General features: G+C 32.1%; 13 protein-coding genes. 9 read left to right on the forward strand and 4 right to left on the reverse strand.

What is annotated here, in order from left to right; all coding sequences use genetic code 11:
* Window positions 1-3 precede the first annotated feature (3 nt).
* From DK442_RS26685 to DK442_RS26700, 4 genes are read left to right on the forward strand one after another with little or no spacing between them, the layout of a single operon-like run.
* Window positions 4-618, forward strand: a complete 615-nt coding sequence (locus tag DK442_RS26685) for an LUD domain-containing protein (protein WP_109438976.1) — start codon at window positions 4-6, stop codon at window positions 616-618.
* 1 nt (window position 619) lies between these two features.
* Complete coding sequence (locus DK442_RS26690; protein WP_109438977.1) at window positions 620-1,423, forward strand: phosphatidate cytidylyltransferase; 804 nt, start codon at window positions 620-622, stop codon at window positions 1,421-1,423.
* A complete protein-coding gene (locus tag DK442_RS26695; RefSeq protein WP_109438978.1) occupies window positions 1,413-2,060 on the forward strand; it encodes a phosphatidylserine decarboxylase family protein in 648 nt (215 codons plus the stop codon). The genes DK442_RS26690 and DK442_RS26695 overlap by 11 nt, the downstream gene beginning before the upstream one ends.
* A 2-nt stretch (window positions 2,061-2,062) precedes the next feature.
* Window positions 2,063-2,341, forward strand: a complete 279-nt coding sequence (locus DK442_RS26700) for an acyl-CoA-binding protein (protein WP_109438979.1) — start codon at window positions 2,063-2,065, stop codon at window positions 2,339-2,341.
* Here the strand turns inward: DK442_RS26700 and DK442_RS26705 are convergent, their stop codons facing one another.
* Entirely contained in the window at window positions 2,342-3,256 is a 915-nt protein-coding gene (locus DK442_RS26705) for a DUF302 domain-containing protein (protein WP_235011037.1), read from the reverse strand.
* A gap of 234 nt (window positions 3,257-3,490) precedes the next feature.
* On the reverse strand, window positions 3,491-6,124 hold the full coding sequence (locus DK442_RS26710) for a valine--tRNA ligase (RefSeq protein WP_109438980.1): 2,634 nt from the start codon (window positions 6,122-6,124) through the stop codon (window positions 3,491-3,493).
* A 254-nt stretch (window positions 6,125-6,378) separates the two neighbouring features.
* Here DK442_RS26710 and DK442_RS26715 point away from each other — a divergent pair, with 254 nt between their 5' ends.
* Window positions 6,379-6,771: a DUF1573 domain-containing protein gene (locus tag DK442_RS26715; RefSeq protein WP_109438981.1), complete on the forward strand. Its 393-nt coding sequence runs from the start codon at window positions 6,379-6,381 to the stop codon at window positions 6,769-6,771.
* A gap of 60 nt (window positions 6,772-6,831) precedes the next feature.
* Here the strand turns inward: DK442_RS26715 and DK442_RS26720 are convergent, their stop codons facing one another.
* Window positions 6,832-8,181 carry an aspartyl protease family protein gene (locus tag DK442_RS26720; protein ID WP_109438982.1) on the reverse strand — a complete coding sequence of 450 codons (1,350 nt, stop codon included), beginning with the start codon at window positions 8,179-8,181 and terminating at the stop codon, window positions 6,832-6,834.
* Window positions 8,182-8,287: 106 nt separating this feature from the next.
* Between DK442_RS26720 and DK442_RS26725 the strand changes: the two genes are divergently transcribed.
* The 4 genes from DK442_RS26725 to DK442_RS26740 all read left to right on the forward strand — a co-directional run bounded on the left by DK442_RS26725 (window position 8,288) and on the right by DK442_RS26740 (window position 11,525).
* Window positions 8,288-9,487, forward strand: coding sequence for a pyridoxal phosphate-dependent aminotransferase (locus tag DK442_RS26725; RefSeq protein WP_109438983.1), 1,200 nt, complete (start codon window positions 8,288-8,290; stop codon window positions 9,485-9,487).
* Window positions 9,477-10,490: a UDP-N-acetylmuramate dehydrogenase gene (murB, locus tag DK442_RS26730; protein ID WP_109438984.1), complete on the forward strand. Its 1,014-nt coding sequence runs from the start codon at window positions 9,477-9,479 to the stop codon at window positions 10,488-10,490. Before DK442_RS26725 ends, murB begins: the two co-directional genes overlap by 11 nt.
* Window positions 10,491-10,704: 214 nt before the next feature.
* A complete protein-coding gene (locus DK442_RS26735) occupies window positions 10,705-10,911 on the forward strand; it encodes a membrane or secreted protein (protein ID WP_109438985.1) in 207 nt (68 codons plus the stop codon).
* 38 nt (window positions 10,912-10,949) lie between these two features.
* Window positions 10,950-11,525, forward strand: coding sequence for an RNA polymerase sigma factor (locus tag DK442_RS26740; RefSeq protein ID WP_235011038.1), 576 nt, complete (start codon window positions 10,950-10,952; stop codon window positions 11,523-11,525).
* Window positions 11,526-11,541: 16 nt separating this feature from the next.
* On the opposite strand, the gene DK442_RS26745 is transcribed toward DK442_RS26740, so the two are convergent.
* Entirely contained in the window at window positions 11,542-11,775 is a 234-nt protein-coding gene (locus tag DK442_RS26745) for a hypothetical protein (protein WP_109438986.1), read from the reverse strand.
* Between the last annotated feature and the right edge of the window lie 77 nt (window positions 11,776-11,852).

Below are 11,852 nucleotides of genomic sequence, written 5' to 3' on the forward strand. Positions count from 1 at the left end.
AAAATGAGTCTATTTAGAAGAATTTTTTCATCAAAATCTAAATCAGACCAAAAGAGTAAAGAACGTCACATAGACGATCGCAGTAAATACATGCCGGAAATTGATTTACCGATTGACGAAAGTTTCATGATCAATTTTAAAAGAAATGGTGGTAAGTTTATTTATTGTGATAATAACAATGAAGTTTTAGACTCTTTTGATAAGATTTTATTGGAAAATGATTGGTACGAAAAAGATGTATGTTCATTTGACATGGGACTAGAACATAAATTCTCTGGTTTTAATCTTAATTTTGTAAAAAACGCTTCTACATCTTCTTTCTTTTTTGCCACTTGTGAATATTTGATTGCCGATAGTGGAGCCATACTCATCTCATCAAACCAACTAAAAGAGAAAAAGCTTACCGAACTGCCAGATCATTTTGTAATTTTAGCAGCTACTAGTCAACTAGTTAAAAGTATCGGGGAAGGACTAAAAGGCATAAAGAGTAAAAACAAAAATTCAATCCCTTCCAACATTACTACGATAAAGGATTTTGAACCTCAAAAAGAAAAGGATTTCTTAAGCTACGGAAGTAGTTCAAAAAATTTATATTTGCTCCTGCTGGAAGATTTATAATATGAAGGAACTGCTCACTAGGTCTTTGTCGGGATTACTATATGTCTCGATATTACTAATATCAATATTCATCAATAGATATACTTTTATTGGGGTATTTTTTGTTTTTGGAATCATTTCTATATATGAATTCCAAAAACTAATTCATCTCAAAAACAAAAGATTGTATATCATATTCATTACTTTTTTAGGAATCCTACAGGTATTTCAAGATCAGATTTATGTTATTATTCCTTTTTTAGTTTTAACTATCATTACAGAATTATTTTTGGTAAAAGATTTAGTTACCATTCGTATTATTCCAATGTTCGAAAAACGAAAATATCGAACTAGTATCTTTTATCTTATAACAGCTATTATATTTCTAACTCTTATCCCTAGTTACTCTGGTCAATATCAACCTATAATCATTGCCGGTGCTTTTTTGATTACCTGGACGAATGATTCTTTTGCATATTTAGTTGGGAAAAATTTTGGAAAACATAAATTGTTAGAACGCATATCTCCTAAAAAAACAATTGAAGGATTTGTTGGAGGTTTTATCTTCTCAATATTAGCTGGTTATTTAATTGCCGTGCTCTCACATTCGTTATCTATTACCATTTGGTTGATTATAAGCATTATTATGAGTATTTTTGGCACATTGGGTGATCTTATTCAATCTAAGTTTAAACGACAAGCAGGTGTTAAAGATAGTGGTACAATAATGCCTGGCCATGGTGGCATATATGATCGATTAGATAGTGTTATATTTGCCAGCCCATTTTTATATGCATTTTTACAAATCTTACATCATGTTTCATAAAGAAGGATATAAAATAATTTCAGTTACACTAGTGCTTTTTCTTGGTATTAATGTCGCATCTTACGTCGCTATTCAAAACGACGAATGGCAAATTGCCATATTTTCGATTACTTTAATATTTCTGATTTTAATATTACAATTTTTCAGAAACCCTAAAAGAAAAACAAAAGTTGATGACCATACCGTTGTTGCTCCCGTTGACGGAAAAGTAGTTGTAATTGAAGAAGTATTTGAAAAAGAACATTTTAACGACAACAGACTTCAGGTTTCAATCTTTATGTCTCCTATAAATGTGCATGTAACTAGACACCCAATTAATGGAGATGTTGTTTTAAGCAAGTACCACCCTGGAAAGTATCTTGTAGCATGGCACCCTAAAGCTTCTGAAGAAAATGAAAGAACAACGGTTGTAGTAAAAAATAGTGGTATAGAAGTACTATATAGACAAATTGCAGGTGCACTAGCCAAAAGGATAGTAAATTATGCAAAAGAAGGAGAAAAAGTAGTTCAGGGATCTGATAGTGGATTTATTAAATTTGGATCTAGAGTTGATGTCTTTTTACCGATAGGAACAGAAATAAATGTAACTCTAGATCAAAAAGTTAAAGGAGGAGAGAGCATTATTGCTAATGTATAGTCATGACCGAAGAGGAATTAAATATTAATTTCAAGCGTGCGTTTGAGCGCGCCAGCAACACCAAAATACAATTGCCTCCAGATGTTATGCTTCATTTTTATGCTTATTACAAACAAGCAATACATGCTGAAGGCTCTGGATTCTACAACCCTTCTGGAGATAGCGAATTGAGAAACGCTTTTAAACTAAATGCACTTTTTCAAGTAAAAAGCCTTACACCAGACGAAGCTAAATTAAAATATATCGAATTAGTTAATAAATACATTACAGATTCGGAATAACTATACTCCAGCTGCTGTATTTGTTAATGCATCCAATGCATTAGAAATAGTGGTTAATAAATCTTCATTGCCTTTTATCCCATGACGTTCTTGTAGAAAAACAGGAGTATTATACGATATGTTTACTTTACCATCATTATCTTGCCAAACTAGTATTTTCTGAGGTAAATCTATCCCTATTGTCTGTACATTTTGCATCAATGGTGTCCCTAAATTAGGGTTACCAAAAACTACCAACCGAGTTGGGTTTAATTCCAAATTTACAGATTCTGCATTAGCTTGATGATTAACCTCGGCAACTAATCTTAGGTTACTATTGTTTTGTATTGCTGCTATCAAACTATTATATGTGTCTTCAAAATTTTGATTACTAATCTTTGTAAGAATCCCTTCTTCCTTATCTATAGATTCAGCATTGTTTATCTCTAATTCTCCACTGCTATTTAATGTTGCAAAATTCTTTAATGCTTCTGCTATGGTGTTCAATGATTTTACATCTTGTAGATCATATCTCTTTTGGAGATAATCTGTATTATTAAAAGCTACTCTTACGCTATTTGACGCATCTCGAAACACAAATAGTTTTTGAGGCAAATCTAGTCCTGCTAACTGGTTTTTCTGCATTAAAGGTGTTCCAAGGGCAGGATTTCCAAAAATAATGACTTTTGTACTATCCAACTCCTTATTCACTGATAATGCATTTGCTCTATGATCTACCTGGGCAACTATATTTATTGGTCCTACTGCTTCTAAAGCTTGTATAATATCAGCTTCAGTAACCTCAAAACCAGTTTCACTAACTATATTAGATATCCCCGGCACAGAAATATTTACAGGATTAGATACATCATCATTATCATCACAAGAAGATATAAAAACTAAAAAAAGAAACATATAGAGCACACAATTTTTCATTTGTTTTTCATTTTAATATTAGCAAATACTTGGATATATTGGCTTTTGCCTGATATAAAATGAAAACCATAAAGAGTACTCTTTATTTTCTGATTTATTATAAGATTAACAAATCTTCACAAAATAATGAGGTTTTTAACATCATAAAGCGAGTACCTCCTCTATAAAAATCACAAAAAAACCTTGATTATTTTATAAATCAAGGCTTTATATAAAATTTAAAAAAAGATAAAATTAACTTCTAAGCCCTTCCAAACTTGACTTTAAGGTGGCTATTTTAGCTTCAGCATCAGCTTCTTTCTTTCTTTCTGTTGCAATAACTTGCTCAGGAGCATTATTTACAAAGCGCTCATTTTGCAACTTTTTCTGTACAGATTTCAAAAAACCTTCTGTATACAGCAATTCATCTGTTAACTTTTTAATCTCTTCCTCTACATCAATCGCTCCAGAAATCGGAATAAAATACTCATTAGACTTTACCCTGAAAGAAAGGGCTCCTTCTACTTTTTCTTCAACATAATTTAATCCCGATAGATTTCCAAGTTTACTAATTACAGTATCAAAAGTTGTTTTTAGTTTTTCGCTATTAAGAACAAATAACTCTATTGTATCTTTAAACGGTATATTTTTCTCCTTACGTATGGTACGGATTCCAGAAATTATATCTCCTGCAACTTCAAATTCTTTGATTAAATCTTCATTAACAGATGTCTCTTCTGGCCAACTAGCAATAATTAGAGCCTCTTCAGCACTTCTGTCAGAAATCTGTTGCCATATCTCTTCAGAAATAAAAGGCACAAAAGGGTGTAAAATCTTAAGATTATCTTCTAATATAGCTATTACCTGTTGATATGTATTAATATCAATTGGACTACCATATGAAGGCTTAACCATTTCTAAAAACCAACCACAGAAATCATCCCATATCAATTTATAGGTAGTCATTAATGCATCACTAATCCTATATTTGTTATAGTTATTTTCTAATTCTACAAGTGCTTTCTGAAATTTTGAACGATACCAATTAATAGCCACAACTGAAGCCTCTGGTTGTTCAATTGTCGTATCTACCTTCCACCCCAAAACAAGCCTGGAAGCATTAAATATTTTATTTACAAATGCACTACCTTGTTTGCACAAATCCTCATCAAACATTAAATCATTTCCTGCAGGTGAACTTAATAGCATCCCTACCCTGATACCATCTGCACCATATTGACCGATTAAATCCAGTGGGTCTGGCGAGTTACCCAAAGACTTAGACATCTTACGTCTTTGCTTATCTCGTACTATCCCAGTAAGATATACATTTGTAAATGGTTTTTCCTTACGATATTCATATCCAGCAATGATCATACGAGCTACCCAGAAAAATAAAATCTCTGGAGCAGTAACCAAATCGTTAGTTGGATAATAATAGTTAATTTCTTTATTATCAGGCTCTAGAATACCATTAAAAACGCTCATTGGCCATAACCATGAAGAAAACCAAGTATCCAAAGCATCAGGGTCTTGTGTAAGATCTGTATCTTTTAACGAATCATTGCCCGTTTTTTCTTGTGCAAGAGAAAGTGCTTCTTCTCTACTCTCTGCAACTACGAAATCTTCCTTACCAGGACCATAAAAATATGCCGGGATTTGATGCCCCCACCAAAGTTGACGTGAGATATTCCAATCTCTAACATTCTCCATCCAATAACGATAGGTACTGATAAATTTCTCAGGAACTAAATTCACTTCTTTATCCAGCACAGCATCTAAAGCTGGTTGAGCCAGGTCTTTCATTTTCAAAAACCACTGATCACTCAATTTTGGTTCTATTACCGCTTTAGTTCGCTCACTAGTACCTACTTTATTCAGGTGAGTTTCAGTTTTCTCTAAAGCTCCAATACTCTCGAGTTCTTTAACAATCTCTTTACGAACAACAAAGCGGTCTTTTCCTTCATAATGTAATCCAGCAGCATTTAACGTCGCATTATCATTAAAAATATCAATAACTTCAAGACTATGTTTATCTCCTAAAACCTTATCATTAGGATCATGCGCTGGTGTCACTTTCAGGCATCCTGTACCAAATTCCATATCCACATACTCATCTTCTATTATTGGAATCACACGATTAGCAATAGGCACAATCGCTTTTTTACCCTTAAGATGTGTAAATCTTTCATCATTTGGGTTAATACAAATTGCAGTATCTCCCATAATAGTTTCGGGACGTGTTGTAGCAATAGTTAGCGTATCTTCACTACCATCAATTTTATAGTTTAAATAATATAACCCACCTTGTTTTTCTTCATAAATCACTTCTTCATCAGATAAAGTAGTCTTGGCCTGAGGATCCCAATTTACCATTCTATACCCTCTATAAATAAGGCCTTTATTATATAAATCCACAAAAACCTTGATCACAGAAGCAGAGAGATTTTCATCCATTGTAAACGCAGTACGTTCCCAATCACAAGAAGCACCTAACTTTTTAAGTTGCTCTAGAATGATACCTCCATGTTTATGAGTCCATTCCCATGCATGTCCTAAAAATTCTTCCCGTGTAAGATCGTTTTTGTTAATTCCTTCTTCTTTTAACTTAGCAACAACCTTAGCCTCAGTAGCAATTGATGCATGATCTGTACCTGGCACCCAACAAGCATTATACCCATTAAGACGAGCCCTTCTAATAAGTACATCCTGGATAGTATTATTGAGCATATGCCCCATATGAAGAACACCTGTGACATTTGGTGGAGGAATAACAATAGTATATGACTCTCTTTCATCAACTTCAGAATGGAAATAATTGTTTTCCATCCAGTAAGAATACCATTTCTCTTCTACCGATTTTGCATCATATTTTTCCGCTAAAGCCATACTTTGGTCTGGTTTTTGAATTTAGAAGTGCAAAAGTAATTATTATAGTATGAAGTACGAAGTTAGAAATATGAAAATTTAAAAAAACATAAGGTCAAAAATCACTAAATATTATACTTTAACATAAGCTATATAACCTAGTATTCACCTTATACTCTAACTTTTTCTGTTTAATTTGTCCCTTCTCTCTTTGAGTTGTGATTTTGCAGTTGAATAAAAAGTAAGTACTTTTACACTTAATAAAAACCTACATTATGAAAAAAATAATGATGATTTTATGTGTTTGTTTTCTGGGTATAACCCTAAACGCACAGGATAAGGCACAAATAAAATTTAAATCAGAAGTCGTCGATTATGGAGAAATCGCTAAAGGTAGTGATGGGGTTCGTCAATTTGAATTTACGAACACAGGAAAATCACCTTTAATCATTTCTAGAGTATATTCTAGTTGTGGGTGCACAATTCCAAAAAAGCCAGAAAAACCGATTGCTCCAGGAGAATCAGGTGTTATTGAAGTAAAATATGACACTAAAAGAGTTGGACCAATACGTAAAACAATTACTGTGTACTCTAATGCTGAAGAAGCTACAAAAGCAATTAAAATTAAAGGAACAGTACTTGACAAAAGCGTTCTGGAAAAAAACTAAAATAATTATTAGTATATCATAAAAAAGGGATGTTATCAGATAACATCCCTTTTTCCTTTTTTAAATCACCTTCTTGAGATAAAAATGATACTTTATCTCCACTCCTAACCGTTCTATTTTCATCGTTATCTTCCTCCCTTCCTCAAAATAGAACAATTCGTTAAGGTCTGAAAGTTTATAATTAAATGCTTTTTTCCCATTTACCTCTAAAATAATATCTCCCTTTTGCAACCCAGCAAGATTGGCAGGTGAATTAATTCTAACATCAGAAATCTCATATCTGGGAAGAAGCACAAAATCATTAGATAACTCAAGTGTCTTTTTTGTGACTACTTCATTTAACCCAAGATGAACTGTGTTATTTTCTTTATATCCTTTAATGGCAGTAAAACCACTATGCTGGATTGTAAGTCCACTCATATTATAATTAAAAGGCTTTCCGAAATATCCATTTTTTTTAAAAGATATTTTTTCGCCAGGATAATCCACAATCAAATTGAACCTTCGCAGAATATTACCTCCTAACGAACCTTGTCTATCATTTTGAGATATCCCCTGTATATAAATTGAATCCGGAAAGGAAGCCGTAACCTCTTTCATCATAAAATCTCCCAAACGAAGCTCCTTAATTTTGGTTTTTTGTCCATATATATCACCATTAAATCCTTTTCCTAAAAAATCTCTAAATGAATTACCCCCAACATGAATACCATTTTCTTCATTTTCAAATAACCATAATGAAGAACCAGACCCAGAATCTAATAGTAGATTAACATCAATCAATCCTTTATCAGATTTATATTTAGCTGTAACAAATGGTCTTTTTCTATTATTACGGAATTTGATTTTAGTCTTGTAACATTTTTCACATTTTTTATATGCATAGGTTTCAGGCTTATTTATTTTTATAACTCTTTTAGAGTAATTGATCTCCACTACAAAATCTTTAAAGAGATCATAACCTATAATACCATGTATAGGAAACCCCATACGAGGGGAAAAATTAATGGTTTCATCCAAAACCAAGTAAATTTTATGGTTTCTACTCGTTGCTTTACCTATTTTAACTTCATTATTAATTGACTTTATAGCTTCTACCGGCTCATTATCTCCCAAACCTCTAAGGTAAATTTTTGAAGCATCTTTAAGTTCAAGCGAGCTTTTATTGTCAACGCTAAAGATAATTGTAGACCCCACACCTGTATCCAAAATAAAGGAAAGTTCAACTCCATTTACAACAACTGGTACGATAATAAGGTTATTTGCTAATTCAAATCTAAGTTTATTATGTTTTTTTCCTACGGGAAGTCTGAAATCCTTTTGAGCAAAAAGAACAACATTTAATAATAGTAATACTACTAAAACCTTACTTTTGAGAAAATGGCAAAAATTCAATGATAAAATCTTCATTACACTAAATATAGAAAAATAGTTGAAAAATCACATCAATTATACCGTTATATCTTAAATATTTTAAGAAATTTACGGCTATTTTTATTTTATTAAATTAGATCAGATGCCAATAGTATCATATAAAGGCAAAGCTATGCCAGAATCGCCAATTAGAAAATTGGCTCCTTTTGCAGAAAAAGCTGTAAAAGAAGGCAAGCACATATACCATCTTAATATCGGTCAACCAGATATCAAAACACCGATTGAAGCCATGGACGCGATACGAAACCATAATTTAGATATTTTGGCATATAGTCATTCTGCCGGTTTTGAAAGTTTTAGAAAAAAACTAGCAGGATATTACGCAAAACATGATATTACAATTTCATCTGATGATATTTTGGTAACCACCGGAGGGAGTGAAGCACTAATCTTTACCATGGGAAGCATTACCGATCCAGGTGATGAAATTATAGTTCCCGAACCTTTTTATGCTAATTATTATAGTTTTTCGACTCAATCAACAGTAACCGTAGTTCCTGTAATTTCTAAAATCGAGACTGGGTTTGCATTACCTTCAATCAAAGAATTCGAAAAACTTATTACCAAAAAAACTAAAGCAATCTTAATATGTAACCCTGGTAATCCAACAGGTTATCTGTATAGTAAGGAAGAGATTAAACAATTATCAGCACTAGCAATTAAGTATGATCTATTTCTAATCTCTGATGAAGTCTATCGAGAATTTGTTTATGATGATTCAGAACATTATTCTATTCTTCAGGAAAAAGGATTGAATGAACATGCAATTATTGTAGATTCTGTCTCAAAACGTTATAGTATGTGTGGAGCTCGTATTGGATGTATTGTGAGCAAAAACAAAAGCGTAATGCAAACCGCTATGAAATTTGCCCAAGCTCGATTAAGCCCTCCTACTTTAGCACAAATTGCCAGTGAGGCTGCATTAGAAGCTCCAGACTCATATTACACAGAAACGATTGCAAAATATAAATTAAGGCGAGACACTCTTGTTTCTGGACTTAGAGAAATCCCAGGCGTAAAAGTAGCTATGCCAAAAGGTGCTTTTTATTGCATCGCAGAATTACCAATTAAAGATGCTGATCATTTTACTCAGTGGCTTTTAGACAAATTTGATGTGGATAAACAAACGGTTATGTTAGCACCTGCTTCTGGATTTTATTCAAGTCCGGAAAAAGGAAAAAACCAAGTGCGAATTGCTTATGTACTTAACCGAAGAGATCTTAAAAAAGCAATTGAAATTCTAAGGCTAGCTCTAGAAAAATATAAGACAGATGAAGATTGAGCACAAAAAATCTCTAAAAGAATATAATACATTTGGAATCAACGCTATTGCATCAGAATTTGTTGCAATCACATCAGAATCCGAACTTAAGTACATCCTTTCAGAACATAGTAAAAAGAACCTTTTTATTTTAAGTGGTGGGAGCAATATGTTGCTAACAAAAAATCTGGATGCGTTAGTTCTCCATATAGCGATAAAAGGAATTGAAGTAGTAGAAGAATCTGAAACTGCAGTTTTAATTTCTGCCTGTGCAGGAGAAAATTGGCACGATTTTGTTCAGTATTGCATTCAGAATAATTATGGGGGATTAGAAAATTTATCTCTAATTCCGGGTTATGTAGGTAGTGCCCCGATTCAAAACATTGGCGCATACGGTGTCGAACTAAAGGATACCATGGTTAGCTGCGAGGCTATTAACATTATAACCCAGGAAAAACAAATTTTTCAAAAAAAAGATTGCAAGTTTGAGTATCGCAATTCTATTTTTAAAAATGAAGTAAAAGGAGAATATATTATCACAAAAGTAACTTTTAAACTGACCAAAAAAGATCATAATCTCAATACTGATTATGGAGCAATAGAAAGTGCATTAAAAGAACAACACATCAAAACCCCTACAATTAAGAATATTTCTGAAGCAGTAATTCAAATACGTCGAAGCAAACTTCCTGACCCATCAGAGATAGGAAATAGCGGAAGCTTTTTTAAAAACCCTGTCATTTCTAAAGGTCTTTTTACCAAACTTCAAAAAGTACATCCAAATATCCCATCATATATCATAGACGAAAATAACATTAAAATCCCGGCAGGTTGGCTTATTGAACAATCAGGGTTTAAAGGAAAGCGTTGGGGTGATGCCGGAGTTCATGAAAAGCAAGCATTGGTACTTGTAAATCATGGTAATGCTTCTGGAAAAGAAATTCTTGATATAGCAACAAGAATTCAACAAGAGGTCAAACAAAAATTTGATATTACCTTGGAAACAGAAGTAAATATCATATAAACGTGTTATCAAACTATGATCTACAACATTATAGTTCAATAATTCTGTACTTAAATATTTATTAAATACCTGCTTAGCCATACATTCTTTGTATCTTTGTGATCTATTTTGATGTATTTGATTATGAAATGAGGTATTGATATTTTAGAAGGTCTACTACTAAATGCTTAATAACAAATTTCATTTGAAAATTTAAAACAATAAATAAAAACGAATGAAACTTTTATTGCTAACAATTGGCTTATTACTTTTGGCCTTTGGAGGAATCGCTATCAAATTATGGGCTAAAAAAGATGGTAAATTCGCGGGTACCTGCGCAAGTCAAAGCCCTTTTCTTAATAAAGATGGAGAGTCATGTTCTTTATGTGGTAAAACTCCAGATCAGTTTTCAAACTGTAATGATGATGGGCATTCTAAATAGCCTTATCTTTTTTATCTATTCTATTCAAAAAAAAGTCATTGAAAAAAAAAGAACATCTTATTTTATTAGAAGATCATATTAAGAAGGCAAAAGAAGGAAAGCAAATATCTTTTAATTATCTTCTTGATACATTTTGGAATGATGTTTATAATTTTCAACTGAAAAGGACACAGGATGAATATGAAGCAGAAGACATTACTATTCAGAGTTTTTCAAGAGCATTCGATAAGATCAATACGTTTAAAGAAGAATATAATTTCAAAACATGGTTAATTCAAATTTCGAAGAATATCCATATTGATTTATTACGAAAAAAAAATGCGTCTATACAATCCAAAACGACGACTCAGGTAGATGATTCTGTATATAAAATAGTGGATGACAACCCTACACCTGAAGATAAATTAATAACAGAACAAAACTTAGCTCAACTACTCCTTTATATAAAACAGCTGAAGCCTAATTATCAAAGAATAATCAATTTGCGTTATTTTCAGGAATTAAGTTATAAAGAAATTGCAGATACTCTTAATGAGTCAATGAATAATGTAAAAGTAAAATTATTAAGAGCTAAAAAATTACTCTCGGAAATAATTAACAGCTCTAAAAGCTAATACTTAGCTGCCAAAATTATCTTAAATTAAATGAGGTAAACCTTTTAATTACACTATATAGCGGCTCAATCCATTTATCGTTTATTTTTTTGTCATATTTAACAAACTTTTGAACCAGTCCTTTTGGTGCAGAAATCTCTTTTTCTATTGCAGTAATGTTAATATATCTCTGATTATTAAGCAACCATTTTTCTACACGCTTTCGATTATTTTTTATTTTTTTAGTGCTTACTACTTCTTCGAGCATCATTTTTTTTCTCTTTTGAAAATATAACTACCAAATTCAAAAAAAATTTTATGTTAACTTAATTTTAACTTGATGTTAGC

This window comes from Aquimarina sp. AU119, from assembly GCF_900312735.1.
GTDB classification, from domain to species: Bacteria; Bacteroidota; Bacteroidia; order Flavobacteriales; family Flavobacteriaceae; genus Aquimarina; species Aquimarina algiphila.